A 13,308-nucleotide genomic window follows, 5' to 3' on the forward strand; every position below is an offset into this window, starting at 1 on the left:
TCGAGCGGTCTCCGCCATGCCAGCCATACCCAGAACCCCCGGGCCCTCCGATCTTACGAATGACCGGAGCGGACCCACGTCTTGAAAGGTAGGACCGCCGTGCCCTCCCCGCGCACCAGCGCGCCCTCGACCACCACCGGGTCGGACGCGCTCCTCTACCTCCTGTTCGGCATCCTCGGCGCCGCCATGGCCTTCGGCTCCCTGGCCTGGCTAACCGGAAATCTCACCAATACCTTCGTCGGGAGCGGGACATGGGCCCCCTTCCGCGTCACGGACGCGCTGCTGCACCCGGAGGTGCTGTGGCCGACCTTGAGCACCAGCATGCTGATGGTCGGTGCCCGCGTCGTCCCCGGCTTGCTCACCGTTGCCCTGGTCGTCACCGCTGCGGTGCTGTGGATGCGCTGGCGTGCCGGGTCCAAGTCCGGCCTCGCCCGCAAGGCGGACCTGGCGCCGCTACTGGACAAGGAGATCGTCGCCAAAGCGAAGAGCCTCCGCCCGAGCCTGGGCGGCCGGGAGAGTAAAAGAGGTCCTGCCCGCTGACCGCGGCATCCTGCTCGGCACCCTCGATCCCGGTCGTGCGGAGGTCCGCGCGTCCTGGGAGGACGTGATCGTCGCGATCATGGCTCCGCGTTCCGGCAAGACGTCCGGGCTGGCGATCCCCGCGATCCTCTCGGCACCGGGCCCGGTCCTACTGACCAGCAACAAAGCCGCGAACGACGCCTTCACCACCACGCTGGACGCCCGCGCCGAGGTCGGCACGATCTGGACCCTCGATCCGCAGCAGATCGCCCACCACCCGCGCGAGATGTGGTGGGACATCCTCGCCGACGCCCGCGATCTCGCCGGGGCGAAGAGGTTGGCGGGGCACTTCGTGACGGCGAGCGTGGACGAGTCCAGCGGCTCCGACTTCTGGTCAACCGCCGCGAGCAACACCCTCGGCGCCCTCTTCCTCGCCGCCGCGTCCCACCGGCGGCCGATCACCGACGTCCTGGCCTGGCTCGCGATGCCGGCCGACCGCACCCCGGTGGACCTGCTCACCGACGCCGGCCACCATGCCGTCGCCGCCCAGCTCCAGGGCACCGTCTCCGGCGCGACCGAAACGCGCGACGGCATCTATGAGACGGCGAGGCAGTACGCGAGCTGCCTGCTCGACCCGGACGTCGCCGCCTGGGTCACCCCGAACGAGGACCTCCCCGAGTTCCAGCCGTTCGCCTTCGCCACCTCCCGCGACACCCTTTATCTGCTGAGCAAGGACGGCGGCGGCAGTGCGTCCGCGATCATCGCGGCGGCGGCCGACGCCGTGATGCGCGCGGCCGTGATCGTCGCCGAGCGCTCCGGCGGGCGACTCGACCCGCCCGCCCTGTGCGTCCTCGACGAGGCGGCGAACGTCTGCCGCATCTCGGACCTCCCTGATCTCTACAGCCACTTGGGCAGCCGAGGCGTCATCCCGATGACGATCCTGCAGTCCTACCGTCAGGGCCAGCGGTGCTGGGGCGAGGCCGGTATGGACGCCCTGTACTCCGCCGCCACCGTCAAGATCATCGGCTCGGGCATCGACGACGCCGACTTCGCGGACCGCCTCAGCCGACAGGTCGGTGACCATGACGTTCAGACCACCTCGGTGTCGACCAGCGAGGGCGGCAAGTCCACCTCGGTGAGCATGCGCACGGAGCGGATCCTTCCGCCGGACGCCATCCGCGCCCTGCCCAAGGGCAAGGTTCTGCTGCTGGCCACCGGCATCCGGGTCGCCATGCTCAACCTCAAGCCCTGGTACAAGGAGCCCTCCGCCAAGGTGGTCGGCCCGGCTTCCGCTCGCGCAACGAAGGCCATCACCGAGCGTGCCCTCGCGAAGAGCATCGGCCAGGACGATCTTGGACTGTCGGCATGAGCGCGCCCACACCACAGCAGAGGCGGTTGGCCCACGCTCCGGTCGTCCTGCGCGGTGGCCGGTGGTGGCTCGACGGCGGGGCCGGCTCGGTTCCCGCCTCCGATCCCGCCTTCACCGCCGTCCTGGACGACTTCGCGCTGTCGATGGCCGCTGCCGACCAGGCAGTCGCCAACCTCCTCATCCGGCAGGACGAGGCGTCCTGCGTTGATCCCGGAGGCCGGCGGTGAACCCGCTGATGAGTGCCGAGCAGGCGGTCCTCGGTGCCGCACTCCTCGACCCCGAGCAGCTCACGCACCTGGAGTGGCTCGCTGCGGACCACTTCTATCGGCCCGTCCACCAGGCGCTGTTCGCCGCGCTCCGCAAGCTGCGCAACGACGGGCATCCCGCGCTCTCGGCCGCTGGTCCGTTGCCGCTGTCGTGGGTGACCGACGCGGTCGAGGAGGCCGGACAGCACGTGCGCGGGCTGACCGCGGCGTACGCCCACACCCTGATCCAGGCGTGTCCCCGAACCGAGCACGCCCCGGTGTACGGACGCATGGTGCTGGAGGGGGCGATTCACCGCACCGTCGCCCAGCACGCGATCCGTCTCCACCAGGCGGCTCGGGCCGACGCCGTCCAGGGCGAGGTCGAGGGAGCGTTGCGCACGGCGGACGTCCTGACCGGCGTACTCACCGACCTTGCGCGACGCTGGGGAACCGATCCTCGACCGATCCCACCCACCGCTGGGCCCTCTGCCGCCACGGACATCCCGCCTCCGGCGCAGAGCGGCCAGGTCGCCGAGGACGAGCGGTTCCTCCTGGCCGTCCTCGCCGAACAGCCGGGGGCCATGGGCGAGGTGGTGGCCTGGCTGCGGCCGGGAGACTTCGCCGACCCGACCCACGGGCAGCTCTACCGGTGCCTGGGCGCGCTGCACCACCGAGGCGAACCCATCGACCGGATCACCCTGCTCTGGGAGGCCCAGCGACGCGGCCTGCTGGCCGACGGCACTGTGTCGAGCGAGCAGCTGACCGCCGTCTGCGAAGGCATGGTCCCCGGCGGCGCTGACTGGTTCGGACAGCGGGTGATGCGCTCCTCCGTCACCCGCACCGCCGCCGCCTCCGCGCGAGCCATCCGGACCCTGGCCCAGGACGAGGTTCTGGGGCCCGGCCGGCTGATCAACCACGCCCTGCACGAACTCGGTCCGCTCGACGAGGTACGTGCCCGCTGGGCCACCGCGAACAGCAGTCCGGCTCCGAAGACCACGGCATCCGCTCCGTCGGTGGCCGAGCCGCCGCCCGACCGAGTGAAGGCCGCCCGCGCCCGCAGCACACCACGCCCAGGCGCGTCACCTCCAGCCCCGGCCAGCCGTCTCCCCACGCTGTCAGCAGCCCGACCACCCTCGCGCGGCCACCCGTGAGATCCCCTCCCCACCAGCCTCTTCTGCCCCTGGAACTCGCCTTGATCTACTCCACCTCCGCACCCGCGCCGGACCTACGCGCCACGGCCCCGAGCCTCGCCGCCCCGTTGATCGGGTCTCTCTGCTCGGGGTACGGCGGCCTCGATCTGGGCGTGCAGTCCGCGCTCGGCGGCACGCTGGCCTGGCACGCCGAGGTCGACCCGAACGCCTCACGCATCCTGGCCCGCCACTGGCCTGGCGTCCCGAACCTGGGCGATATCACCGCCGTCGACTGGTGCACCGTCCCCCGGGTGTGCGTCCTGACGGCCGGCTTCCCCTGTCAAAGACGTCTCGGTCGCCGGCCGCCGGGCCGGACTCAACGCCCAGACCCGCTCCGGGCTCTGGCTGCACGTCGCCCGTGCGGTCTCAGCCCTCCGACCCTGCCTGGTTGTGATCGAGAATGTGCGCGGCCTCCTCACCTCCCCCGCCGGTTCCCCTGGCGACGTGGAACCCTGCCCGTGGTGTCTGGGAGACACCGCAGGTCAGCCTGCTCTGCGGGCACTCGGTGCCGTACTCGGATCCCTGGCCGACCTCGGGTACGACGCGAAGTGGCTCGTGCTTCGCGCCTCCGACGTCGGGGCCCCGCACCGCCGCGAGCGGACCTTCCTCGCCGCATGGCCCGCCGGGCACCCTGCTGAAGACGCCGACCAGCAACATCGGAAAGAACGGCGGCAGCCAGCATCCATCGAAGCGGAAGAGCGGGGGGCACGGCCCGAACCTGGCCGACGAGGTCGAGTGGCTGCTGCTGCCGACACCGAAGGCGTCGGACGGAATCAAGGGCTCGCCGAACCAGCGGCACGGCAATGGCGACATGACCCTGCCCAGTGCGGCTGCGTCGTTGTTGCCGACGCCGAGGGCCAGCGACACGGGCACCCCGGGCCGCCGCCCCGGGAAGGGATGGCGGCCTCCCTTGTCGGCGGTGGTCCTGCCCCTCTGGGCGGAGGAGACGCCGGAGGCGGGGGCGCGGACCGGCGATGGGGAGCGTACGGATCCGCCATCACCCGATGGGAGAGGCTCACCCGTCCTGCCCCGGCTCCCACGGACGCGGCCGGTCGGCTCCGCTCGGACTTCGTGGAGTGGATGCAGGGCCTCGACACCGGCTGGGTCACCGCGACTCCGGGGCTCGGCCGTCCAGCGCAGCTCACCGCGCTCGGCAACGGCGTCGTCCCGCAACAGGCTGCGCGTGCCTTGCAGTTGCTGGCCCCGCCCTTTCCCCGCTGTCCCCGCTGCGCCGACCGATAGCGCTCCACTACCGCGTTCTTCCGGCCGGACCAAATCGCTGATTCTCCGGATCCTCTCGGGCATGTCGCCGTCTCACAGATGGAGCACACCCCCATGGCCGACACCAGCCCGACCTCCCCCGGCCCCGAGCCGTACCGCGTCCCCGACGCAGACCTCGACGACCTCGCCAGCACGCTCGCCAAGACCATGGCCGAGGTCAGGCAGCACGGCGTCATCCTCGACCGCCTCGGCTCCGAGCCCGAATCCGACGCCATCCAGCCGCCGGACGGCGCTCCGGAAGCCGAGGCGGCTGACGGGAAGAAGCCCGACGGCCCCGCCTCGGTGTTCATCCTCGCCCTGGGCGGCAAGGAGTATGCCGTCGAACTCGCTGCTCTCAGCGACTGGGTGAACTACCTCTTCCTGCCGGTGTACGGCCGGGAGATCAGCACGAGCCGTCCCTGGTGCGCGCACTGGCACGAACACCCCGAGGCCGTCGCCCGGCTCCACGCACTCTGGCTCGCCTGGCAGCAGTTCACCGACACGGAGGCCGGCCTGTCCGGCCCCTCGACCTGGCACCGCGACCACCTGGACCAAACCTTGGCGCACCTGCGTGCGCCCGACGGACCGTTCGCGGCCTGCACGACCAGCGCAACTCGCCCCAATCACCGGGTGCTGGCCACCCCGGCGCCCGAGCAGGCGGGGGCGGCGGCGTGAACGACATTCTCGACTTCGGCCTCGACGATCTCTCGCCGGTCGACGACGACTCCGAGGAGGCGATGGAGGCCCTCTGGACTGGCGACCTGACGGTGCTGTCCCAGCACCACACCACGCCCAACGGTTCGCACAGCTTCGTCCTCGCCCACGACCGATCGGTCACCTGGGGGATACCCGGCGAGCCACAGCTCGTTGCGATCGCCGTCGCTCGGGATCTGCGGCAGTCCACGTTCACGTTCGAGACTAGTCACCACGCCACGGCGTCCTTCGCACAGAACTGGCTGGCAGAACGCGGCTGCCCGCTCGAACGGATCGCACTGCACGGTGGCGACTACATCGAGCCCGCCGACGACCTCACCCTCCAGATGGAACAGCAGATCCAGAAGTCGGGCGCCCGCTACGAGGTCCTCGACACCTACACCTCTGACGACAACCCCAGCGAGGCGTGGACACTCGTCAACGACTCCCAGGCCACCCAGGCACCGGTTCGCCTCTTCTACGAGGAGTGGAACCACGATGCCGGCACTTACACGATGCGCGAGGGCGCCTTCCCCGACGTCGGCGTCGCCCAGACCTGGCTGGACGAGCGCAGCGAACCGCTGCCCGAGCCTCCGGAGTACAGCGACCACAACGGTGCTGTCGTCCGGGCCCGCATCGCCCGCATCGCCCTCTCCCGGTCCGCCGGAACCTCTCCGACACCGCAGACCGGGCTCGACGCGCCCCGCGCGTCAGCGGCGGTACCGGTCCAGCGCGCGGCCCAGGGGAGGCTGCTGTGAGCCGCGCCCGCTTCGCCTTCGCCGCGCACCCTGACGCCATCGCCGACCTGCGGGAACTCCCCTCTGAGATACGCGATTTGGCCTTGCTGGAGCTGCAGAACCTGGTGCACGGAAGCGACGACTGCTTGCCGTTGAAGGGCCGCCTCGCCGGCTTCCACAAGGTGTACGTCGACCCGGAGGTCTCTTACCGGCTGGTCATCCAGTTCCGCCAAGCGCCACCGACCTCGACCCACAAGCGCGAGATCTACCTCGTGGCGGCTGGCAGCCGGAAGGACTACGCGGTCTACCGCGCGGCCCACCTACGGACCGAGCCCCAGCAAGGGATCGGCCCGGACTCCGCCACGGAGGCCCGCGTGCAGGCCGCCCGGTCTCGCTCGACGCTCACCACCGAACGGCCGGCAACGGGCCGCGCGGCTGCCCCGTCACCAGCGCCGCCCTCGGCCACTGCTTCTCGAAAGGTCGCCCAGCGATGACCAACGACCGTACTGCGCTCACCCGTTCAGAGCTGGCGGATCTCCTCACCGAGGCCGCTCAGAACGTCGGCGGCATCCCTGCCGCCGAGTACCCGACGGCCGCCGCCCGCTCCTACCTGCATCCCGTCTTGGGTCCGCTGGCCGCTGGGCCCCGCGTGATCACCGAGCTGAACGACCGGTTCGAGGGCTTCGTGGCCAGCGAGCCCCGCCCTGCTGGTTCGGCGGGCCTGTTCGCTCTGGCCTCCTACGCCTCTGCGCTGGGGTGGCTCACCGAGTCGTTCGCCGAGCTGACCTCCTCGGTCGATGAGATCTGTACCCGCGTGGGCATACCCACGGAGCCACGCGCCCCGATCGTCGCCGCGCCCGGTGGTACTGAGCGGGACGACGAGTTCGACTTCGCCTTCAACGCGCTTGAGTTGGAGGCGGTCCGCAACGCAGCCGAGGCCGCCGGCCTCGCGCCGGACGACTACGTCGAGGTTCTCTCCCAGTCGCTGCTCGCCGCCGCCCGGATCACCGACGCCTGCTTGGAGATCTCCACTGGCCTGCTCGATGACGCCGATCTCCTCAGCGAAGTGAGCGACCGCCCTCGGCTCGACAACGATCCCGGGAGCCTGCCCGCTCTGGTCCGCTCCCTGCTCGCCCGGATGGAGACGACGGAGTGAACCCGTACGACGCAGACACACACCCTGGGCCTTATCTCGTCGTCGAAGTGCTCGGTGTCGGGGATGTCAGCGTGCACGCCCTCGCACATGGTCCGGAGGGGCCGCTGCACCAGGCCGCTGCACGCGTCATCGAAGCCGCAGCGGCGCTGGACGAACGACACGAGAGCGTACTCAACGCGGTCCAGCGCGCTCAGCGCCTACTCGAAGGCACTGGTCGCGGTGAAGTCGGCCGAGCCCAGGTCTCGTACGCGCTGCTGCGGACAGCTCTCCCGGATCTCGGAGACGGCCTGGCCCAGCAGGACCGGGCATACAGCCAGCTCGTCGAGTCCCTGTCCGCCTACCGCCAGCTTCTTTCCTCGCCCGAGCCTGCTCAACACGCGAGCAACAAGAGCCACGGGCCGGGCCAGAAGACGAGGCCCCACCGGGACGACGACTGGGCCGTCGCCGGGGAGCGCGGGCTGGTAGCCCTCGAAGCGGTTGCGGCCGGAGGTGTTCGCTTTCGCCGCAACGCGATCGGCGAGGACCCGTACATCTCGCGGGAGAAGGCCCAGTGGCAGGACCCGGCTGTCTTCCCACAGACCGTGCAGCGGCTGGTCGCCGACGGGCTACTGCATCCGGACATCACCGAGAACGTGTACCGGCCCGGCCAGCTCCTCTCGCTCACTGCGCAGGGGGAAGCCGCCCTGCGTGATGGTCGTGCGACGGCCTCCCGGGTGTCCGCCGCCCTCGGCCGCACCACCACGCGGACCACGTCAGGCGCGCTCTCCGGCCCGGCCGCCGTGCCCGTCGCCAGGACCTCCCTCGCAACCCCCCGCTCACGCTGACCTCATCCCGATAAGGACCCCACCATGGCTACGCCCGGCCTGCCTCCCACCTTCTCCATCGCTTCCATCGACGCCCAGCGCGTCGATGAGGCTCTCGCCCGGATCGGGCCCAAGTGGACCACCTGGGCCGCGATGACCCTGGCCCAGGTGAAGGGCCCCGTGCGCGTCCGCGACGTTGCTGCGCAGCTCCCCTTCGTCAGTGAGCAGTTCGTCGGCAAACGGCTGGCCACGATGCACGCTGACGGACTGGTGATCCGGGATGACGACCGGCAGGGTGCGCCGTACCGGCTCAGCGCGCTCGGCACGTCTCTGGCCCCCGTCCTCCGCACGGTCTCGGACTGGTCCCGCACCCACCTGTCACAAGTACCGATGGCCGAAGCCGAGCGTGTCGAGGACGCGCTGCGCCGCCTGCATCTTCGGCACTCAACTGCCGTGATTCAGGCCCTCGATTCGGCTGACGGCCAGATGCGGTTCGTTCACATCGCCGAGTCGGCCGGTCTGGACTACGGCCTCGCACGGCAGCGACTTGTCCGGCTCCAGGCCGATGGCCTGGTCACGCGGACGGGCTCCCGGCACGGAGACCCGTACGTGCTCACCGATGCCGGCCAGGCGTTGGGGGCCGTCTACGCGAGTGTCGAGCACTGGAGTCAGCCCTTCTCGCTGCGGGGTGGAACGGCGGCACCGCTTCAGGCAGCGGCAGCCACGCGGACCCACGTCGGCATTCCGCTGGGGGCGGGAGCCGAGAGCGCCCGGACTGCGGCGGCCCTTCGACGGAGCGCCGCCGCGTCGAACGTCATGTTCAGCCACGCGCCTCAGCCGGAACCGCGGGTGCCGGCGGCCGTGACCGCTCAGTCGGCACCGGGCCGGGGCCGGTGATGGGGGTGAGAACGAGAGGCCACTCGCCGCCACTACGGCATCCGCGTGCGCTCCGGCGGCTCCCGCCGCTGCATACGCGGATCCGTTCTCCTCCTTCGCTTCCGGAGACTCGACCATGTACGCCCCTGATGACCCGACCCGGTACCAAGAGGTACTGGTCAGCCCCATGTATCTGGCTGGTTCCAACGGGACCGGCGAGGCTGGCTTCGAGCCCGTCGCCCACTGGCCCCATCAGTACCTCGATGAGGGCCCCTGCCAGCTCCTCGTGACCTCTCCCGACCAACGGATTCGGATCGGCTGGTTCGGCGACGACTTCGAACTGTGGAAGATCAGCGCAGCCGAGGACGCCTTCTCGGCGCCTCGCTGGACGGCGACGTTCAACCACGTCACCCCGGCCGAGATGGTCGCCGGCCTCACCGCCGCACTGGTCCAGGACTACGACGCAGCCATCGCCTCCGACACCCCCGGCCGCTTCTTGACAGGACCAACCGTCCCCTGGAGGGACACCATCCGGCCGCTGACCGATGGCGGCTGGAACCTTGACGGAGCTGCTGAACTCGGCACCGTCGAGATCATCGCTCCTGACGACCAAGCGGGCATCCTTATCGATCGGCGCGGATACGGCTCCGACCGCACGACCGTCGAGCTGTGGGCTGGCCCGCCGGGCTGGGGCACTCGTGCCGAAGCGACGTTCACGGCCCGCACCCCGTCCCACTTGATCGCCGCAACCGCCGCTGTGATGGCGAAGTCGACCCCGGTGGTCCGCGAGCGCCACCAAGTCGACTGGCGGATGCAGCACTTGGTCACCATGACCCCGGTCGCTTCAGCCACGCCGATCGCCGAGGCTCAGGTCCGGCGCGCTCCGACTCCGCTGGACGTACGCCGCACCGCGGTCACCCAGGCCGTACACCGTGCCGCGCGGGCACCACGCACGGCAGCCGACCTCCGGGTGACGGCCGCGCAGAGCCGCTCCACGGGGGCGGCGCAGAAACGGACGGGACACTCGGCGACCGCGCCCTCTGCTCGGCTGCCGGCCAGCTCGCCGACGCCCCTGCGCGGACGCTGACTCCCACCCCAGGCCGCACTCCACTCGCGACCGTCCCCGCCCAACAGGAGTTCCACCATGCCCACCACCACCATGCTCGACCAGGCCACGGCCATGATCGAGAACGCCTGGGGCCAACCCATCGAAGCTCTTGAGGTCCTAGGGGTCCGCCGCCCCAACGAGGACCCGCTCCTGCGCTGCGCCATGCACACCCGCGCGGCCCTGGCCATCACGGACAACGCGGTAACCGTTCACCAGGACCGTCTTCACGCCCTGTCCCGGCGTGGGTACGTGCCTGACTTCTACGAACTCGACCGGATCACCGAAACGGCGGTCAAGCTCCGCGTCGCCCACGCGGAGAGCCGTGCGTACCTCCAGGCGATCCGGCGCGTGGTGGAGGCCCGGGAGGCCGCCGCACCCGAGGTTGCGGCACCGGCGGTTCGGCTGGCTCAGGCCGCTGTCGCCCGCTCCGGGCAGACGCGGCACGCCCCGGGGGCCGTGCCCGAACCGCCCTCTCCGGCGGCGGTCGTAGGGCCGTCAGCGCCCACAACGGGGCCCCGACGTTGAACGCTTAGCTCCGATTCTCGTCGCGGGGGCCCTCTTCGGCCCGGGGGCCCACCGCGCGGGCCAGCTCCTCCACCGTCAGCTCCACGCGCCGGCCTTCGGCGACCCGGCGCTCCACCGTCTCCTCCTCCGGCCACCGGTCGGGCTGTGCGCCGACTCCCCACTGGCCGTCGGCGACCATCGCGATGTCGCCCACGGTCCAGGGCCGTCCGGCGGCGCGGATCTTGCATTCCAGTCCGGCGCCGTCCCAGTGTCTGCTCGCCTCGGCCATCCCCTGCTCCCCTTCACCGACGTGCGGTCCCGCAACCCAGGTACGACAACCGCGGTCGCCGATCCATTCCCGTCCCGCCGACCGCTCGCTGGTGGTCTCCAGTTCGCCCACGGCAGACGGCATCCCCGAGAAACGACTACGCACTTCGGCATGCTGCATGCCAACGTACGGGTGTCGGGAAAACCGCAGGTCAACGAAGGGATCGTCCAACCGTGAACACCTCCGCCACCCTCCTGCCCGCCGTCGTCCGCCCCGCCGTGGAAGACCGCTACTGGCTCTCCTCCGACTACTGCGCCGCTCCGGTGCTCGACCTCCTGGACGCTCTCGGCTGGACGATCGCCGAGACCCCGGAGGCCAACGTCCACGCGACCAGCCCGGACGGCGGCGTCTACGTCGGCTGGCTCCCCGAAGACCCCTCCGCCTGGGCGCGCGAGATCGTCTGGCGCGTCCAGGTGCTGCCCGCCGACGGCGAGGTGTGGGTCCAGGAGTTCGGCATCCACACCCCCTCCGAGGCCGTCGCCGGATTCCTCGTCGCCCTCGCCACTCACTCCTCGCGCTGACCGCCGAACTACGGGGCGGGCCGACGTCGGCCCGCCCCGTTCACCGCGCCCGTCCCGGCGACCGACCGCTCCTCTTCTTCCTGACCGAAAGGCATTGAAATGACCATCTACTCCGATGACCTCGTGAGAATCGCGAACCACGTCGTCGGCTCCGGCACCGCCGTGTTCGCGGCCTACGACGCCATCACGGGTTCCGGCATGGCCTCGCGCGGCATCCCCCAGGTCTGCTGCGGGGTGCTGCTGCTGTACACCGCCGGGATCTTCCAGGACCACCTCCGCCGTCGCGACACCCGTGTCGTCGCCTACCTGTCCGGTAACCCCGACGCGCCCCTCTCCAAGATCAGCGCCGCCACGGGGCTGAGCCAGGAACGAGTCGCCAGCTCGCTACAGCGCCTGCACGCCGACGGCCTAGTCGTCTCGGAGGAAGGCGCGGTTCCCCTCCCACCTCGCTACCGGCTGACCTAGCGGCTCCACTGTCGGCAGCATCTCGCAGACCACACCGAGGGCCCGAAGGCCCTACGCGACCTGCTCCGCCTCGACGCCCCCTGACGATGTCCCCGCCAGTCCTGCCCCGTCCGCCCATACCGCTCTCGGAGGTTTCCGTGCCCCAGTATCTGACCGTCGGTCACCTGCTTCGCCAGCTCCTGGAACTCGACCCCAACCTGCCGGTCCGTCTCGCCGTCAACCCGGACTTCCCCTTCGCCCACTTCGTGGGGGCCGAGGTCGTCGTCCGCGACGGCAAGGCGTATATCGCCGATGACGGTCAGGAGGACTACCTCCCTGTGGGGGCGCGCGATGCCCTCACCTGGGCTTGATCGCTTCCCTACCCCCACGGAGGCTTCCATCTCGTCGCTCTCGCGCCCCGCACCTCGTCTCGCGCTGCACGATGTCGCCGTGCGCCCCATGCCGGACGGCGTGCACAGCGCGCTTCTCCAGCGCATCTCCACCCGCCCCGACGGCCCCCTCGACGTCACCTGGCTCGCCGCCAAGTCCCCCCAACTTCCCCTCGGGCGCATCCGGCTGCGCTGGGAGCCCGCCTCGCGCAGCGGCTGGGACGTCACGGCTTACCTGGGGCTGACCACGGCCGAGGTACTCCTCGGTTCCTGGCCCGCCGCCCCGGACGACTGGCCGCGCCTGGTCCGTCCGACCCTGTACGAGGTGACCGGCCTGTGCGCCGCCCTCTCATTCGCGACCGACGCCCTCGAACTCTCCAACCGGCTCTCCGGAGTCTGACCGAGGACCGCCGAAGGCCGCCCCACGCCGCTCAGGCTGGGGCGGCCTCGTCGTGCGTCCACCCGTTCGTTCCGTACGCTCGACCCGACGAAGGAGGACACCATGGCCGACGACCAGAGGCTCTGGGGATACCCGGAGGTCGCCGCCCACCTGGGTATCAGCGTCGGCGCGACCCGCAGCCGCAAGAGCCGGGGCAGCCTGCCCTCGCCCGACGACGACAGCGTTCCGGACCGTCCCCGCTGGAAGCCGTCCACGTTCCAGAACTGGAGGCCGGTCGGCCGGGGATTTCGCAGCGACCTGCACAGCTCCCCCGACAGGAGACCACCCCGACCGACTGACCGAGCGGGTGCTCGCCCGTAGGCTGCGGGCATGACGCCCGACTCGCAGATGCCCTCGCCCCCGTTCCCCTCGACCGACAACGCCGTACTCGGGTTGATCGTCGGCGGAGCCATCGAGTCAGTCCGTAGCGGCGAGGCCACCGTGGAGGAGGCCATCCTGCATGCGGCGGTCCACGGCTGGTACGAGGGACACGTCCAGGGTGAAGACGAATGCCCGGGGTGCGACTTCCGGGGTGGGCTGGCGAAGGACAGCGCACGCGGCTGAACCTCACCTGCACGCCGAAGGGCGCCACCGACATGCCGGTGGCGCCCTTCGGCGTTCCGTCTGGTGCTCGCCTACTCCAGGTAGATGCCGGCAAATACGCCGTCGAACCCGAGTGCGGTCAAGCCCACCTCGACCGGCCCAGTTCTCGTATAGCTGCCGCCAG

Annotated in this window: 19 protein-coding genes and 2 pseudogenes; 20 read left to right on the forward strand and 1 reads right to left on the reverse strand. The window is 70.8% G+C overall.

Annotated elements, in window-relative coordinates; translation table 11 throughout:
* The first annotated feature begins 99 nt into the window (after positions 1 to 99).
* The 14 genes and pseudogenes from AC0682_RS15125 (at position 100) to AC0682_RS15190 (ending at position 10,481) form a co-directional block, all read left to right on the forward strand.
* The gene (locus AC0682_RS15125; protein WP_478533218.1) at positions 100 to 540 is read left to right on the forward strand and encodes a hypothetical protein; all 441 of its coding nucleotides are present in this window, start codon (positions 100 to 102) and stop codon (positions 538 to 540) included.
* A 79-nt stretch (positions 541 to 619) separates the two neighbouring features.
* On the forward strand, positions 620 to 1,888 hold the full coding sequence (locus AC0682_RS15130) for a type IV secretory system conjugative DNA transfer family protein (protein WP_478533219.1): 1,269 nt from the start codon (positions 620 to 622) through the stop codon (positions 1,886 to 1,888).
* Positions 1,885 to 2,115: a hypothetical protein gene (locus AC0682_RS15135; protein WP_478533221.1), complete on the forward strand. Its 231-nt coding sequence runs from the start codon at positions 1,885 to 1,887 to the stop codon at positions 2,113 to 2,115. The genes AC0682_RS15130 and AC0682_RS15135 overlap by 4 nt, the downstream gene beginning before the upstream one ends.
* Positions 2,112 to 3,284 (forward strand): DnaB-like helicase N-terminal domain-containing protein, encoded by a 1,173-nt coding sequence (locus tag AC0682_RS15140; RefSeq protein ID WP_478533222.1) that lies wholly within the window; start codon positions 2,112 to 2,114, stop codon positions 3,282 to 3,284. Before AC0682_RS15135 ends, AC0682_RS15140 begins: the two co-directional genes overlap by 4 nt.
* A 152-nt stretch (positions 3,285 to 3,436) precedes the next feature.
* Positions 3,437 to 3,538: pseudogene (locus tag AC0682_RS15145) on the forward strand (DNA cytosine methyltransferase); the annotation flags it as partial.
* A 121-nt stretch (positions 3,539 to 3,659) separates the two neighbouring features.
* A pseudogene (locus tag AC0682_RS15150) lies at positions 3,660 to 4,565 on the forward strand (DNA cytosine methyltransferase); the annotation flags it as partial.
* A 93-nt stretch (positions 4,566 to 4,658) separates the two neighbouring features.
* A complete protein-coding gene (locus AC0682_RS15155) occupies positions 4,659 to 5,258 on the forward strand; it encodes a DUF4913 domain-containing protein (RefSeq protein WP_478533223.1) in 600 nt (199 codons plus the stop codon).
* Complete coding sequence (locus AC0682_RS15160; RefSeq protein WP_478533224.1) at positions 5,255 to 6,034, forward strand: glycosyl hydrolase; 780 nt, start codon at positions 5,255 to 5,257, stop codon at positions 6,032 to 6,034. The genes AC0682_RS15155 and AC0682_RS15160 overlap by 4 nt, the downstream gene beginning before the upstream one ends.
* Entirely contained in the window at positions 6,031 to 6,507 is a 477-nt protein-coding gene (locus AC0682_RS15165) for a hypothetical protein (RefSeq protein ID WP_088576577.1), read from the forward strand. The genes AC0682_RS15160 and AC0682_RS15165 overlap by 4 nt, the downstream gene beginning before the upstream one ends.
* Complete coding sequence (locus AC0682_RS15170; RefSeq protein WP_030804568.1) at positions 6,504 to 7,169, forward strand: hypothetical protein; 666 nt, start codon at positions 6,504 to 6,506, stop codon at positions 7,167 to 7,169. The genes AC0682_RS15165 and AC0682_RS15170 overlap by 4 nt, the downstream gene beginning before the upstream one ends.
* A 71-nt stretch (positions 7,170 to 7,240) precedes the next feature.
* On the forward strand, positions 7,241 to 7,993 hold the full coding sequence (locus tag AC0682_RS15175) for a large ATP-binding protein (protein WP_478533226.1): 753 nt from the start codon (positions 7,241 to 7,243) through the stop codon (positions 7,991 to 7,993).
* A gap of 24 nt (positions 7,994 to 8,017) precedes the next feature.
* Positions 8,018 to 8,869 carry a winged helix-turn-helix transcriptional regulator gene (locus tag AC0682_RS15180; RefSeq protein WP_478533227.1) on the forward strand — a complete coding sequence of 284 codons (852 nt, stop codon included), beginning with the start codon at positions 8,018 to 8,020 and terminating at the stop codon, positions 8,867 to 8,869.
* A gap of 115 nt (positions 8,870 to 8,984) precedes the next feature.
* Entirely contained in the window at positions 8,985 to 9,935 is a 951-nt protein-coding gene (locus AC0682_RS15185; RefSeq protein ID WP_478533228.1) for an SPDY domain-containing protein, read from the forward strand.
* A 57-nt stretch (positions 9,936 to 9,992) separates the two neighbouring features.
* Positions 9,993 to 10,481 carry a hypothetical protein gene (locus tag AC0682_RS15190; RefSeq protein ID WP_478533230.1) on the forward strand — a complete coding sequence of 163 codons (489 nt, stop codon included), beginning with the start codon at positions 9,993 to 9,995 and terminating at the stop codon, positions 10,479 to 10,481.
* A 4-nt stretch (positions 10,482 to 10,485) separates the two neighbouring features.
* On the opposite strand, the gene AC0682_RS15195 is transcribed toward AC0682_RS15190, so the two are convergent.
* Complete coding sequence (locus AC0682_RS15195; RefSeq protein WP_478533232.1) at positions 10,486 to 10,872, reverse strand: hypothetical protein; 387 nt, start codon at positions 10,870 to 10,872, stop codon at positions 10,486 to 10,488.
* Positions 10,873 to 10,961: 89 nt separating this feature from the next.
* Between AC0682_RS15195 and AC0682_RS15200 the strand changes: the two genes are divergently transcribed.
* The 6 genes from AC0682_RS15200 (at position 10,962) to AC0682_RS15225 (ending at position 13,145) form a co-directional block, all read left to right on the forward strand.
* Positions 10,962 to 11,309: an SPDY domain-containing protein gene (locus AC0682_RS15200; RefSeq protein WP_478533233.1), complete on the forward strand. Its 348-nt coding sequence runs from the start codon at positions 10,962 to 10,964 to the stop codon at positions 11,307 to 11,309.
* 123 nt (positions 11,310 to 11,432) lie between these two features.
* Entirely contained in the window at positions 11,433 to 11,774 is a 342-nt protein-coding gene (locus tag AC0682_RS15205; RefSeq protein WP_307781635.1) for a winged helix-turn-helix transcriptional regulator, read from the forward strand.
* A gap of 137 nt (positions 11,775 to 11,911) precedes the next feature.
* Positions 11,912 to 12,124 carry a hypothetical protein gene (locus tag AC0682_RS15210; RefSeq protein WP_093761009.1) on the forward strand — a complete coding sequence of 71 codons (213 nt, stop codon included), beginning with the start codon at positions 11,912 to 11,914 and terminating at the stop codon, positions 12,122 to 12,124.
* Positions 12,125 to 12,212: 88 nt separating this feature from the next.
* Positions 12,213 to 12,542: an esterase gene (locus AC0682_RS15215; protein ID WP_478533382.1), complete on the forward strand. Its 330-nt coding sequence runs from the start codon at positions 12,213 to 12,215 to the stop codon at positions 12,540 to 12,542.
* 102 nt (positions 12,543 to 12,644) lie between these two features.
* Complete coding sequence (locus AC0682_RS15220; RefSeq protein WP_478533235.1) at positions 12,645 to 12,902, forward strand: MarR family transcriptional regulator; 258 nt, start codon at positions 12,645 to 12,647, stop codon at positions 12,900 to 12,902.
* Positions 12,903 to 12,911: 9 nt separating this feature from the next.
* Positions 12,912 to 13,145, forward strand: a complete 234-nt coding sequence (locus AC0682_RS15225; protein WP_056704973.1) for a hypothetical protein — start codon at positions 12,912 to 12,914, stop codon at positions 13,143 to 13,145.
* Positions 13,146 to 13,308 lie beyond the last annotated feature (163 nt).

This window comes from Streptomyces sp. NPDC043746 (genome assembly GCF_056436485.1).

Coding starts and splice junctions, on each gene's coding strand:
- AC0682_RS15195 (WP_478533232.1), bottom strand. CDS start 10,872: ATGCCGTCTGCCGTGGGCGAACTGGAGACCACCAGCGAGCGGTCGGCG.
- AC0682_RS15185 (WP_478533228.1), top strand. CDS start 8,985: ATGTACGCCCCTGATGACCCGACCCGGTACCAAGAGGTACTGGTCAGC.
- AC0682_RS15215 (WP_478533382.1), top strand. CDS start 12,213: ATGCCGGACGGCGTGCACAGCGCGCTTCTCCAGCGCATCTCCACCCGC.
- AC0682_RS15155 (WP_478533223.1), top strand. CDS start 4,659: ATGGCCGACACCAGCCCGACCTCCCCCGGCCCCGAGCCGTACCGCGTC.
- AC0682_RS15135 (WP_478533221.1), top strand. CDS start 1,885: ATGAGCGCGCCCACACCACAGCAGAGGCGGTTGGCCCACGCTCCGGTC.
- AC0682_RS15220 (WP_478533235.1), top strand. CDS start 12,645: ATGGCCGACGACCAGAGGCTCTGGGGATACCCGGAGGTCGCCGCCCAC.
- AC0682_RS15190 (WP_478533230.1), top strand. CDS start 9,993: ATGCCCACCACCACCATGCTCGACCAGGCCACGGCCATGATCGAGAAC.
- AC0682_RS15225 (WP_056704973.1), top strand. CDS start 12,912: ATGACGCCCGACTCGCAGATGCCCTCGCCCCCGTTCCCCTCGACCGAC.
- AC0682_RS15130 (WP_478533219.1), top strand. CDS start 620: ATGGCTCCGCGTTCCGGCAAGACGTCCGGGCTGGCGATCCCCGCGATC.
- AC0682_RS15170 (WP_030804568.1), top strand. CDS start 6,504: ATGACCAACGACCGTACTGCGCTCACCCGTTCAGAGCTGGCGGATCTC.
- AC0682_RS15180 (WP_478533227.1), top strand. CDS start 8,018: ATGGCTACGCCCGGCCTGCCTCCCACCTTCTCCATCGCTTCCATCGAC.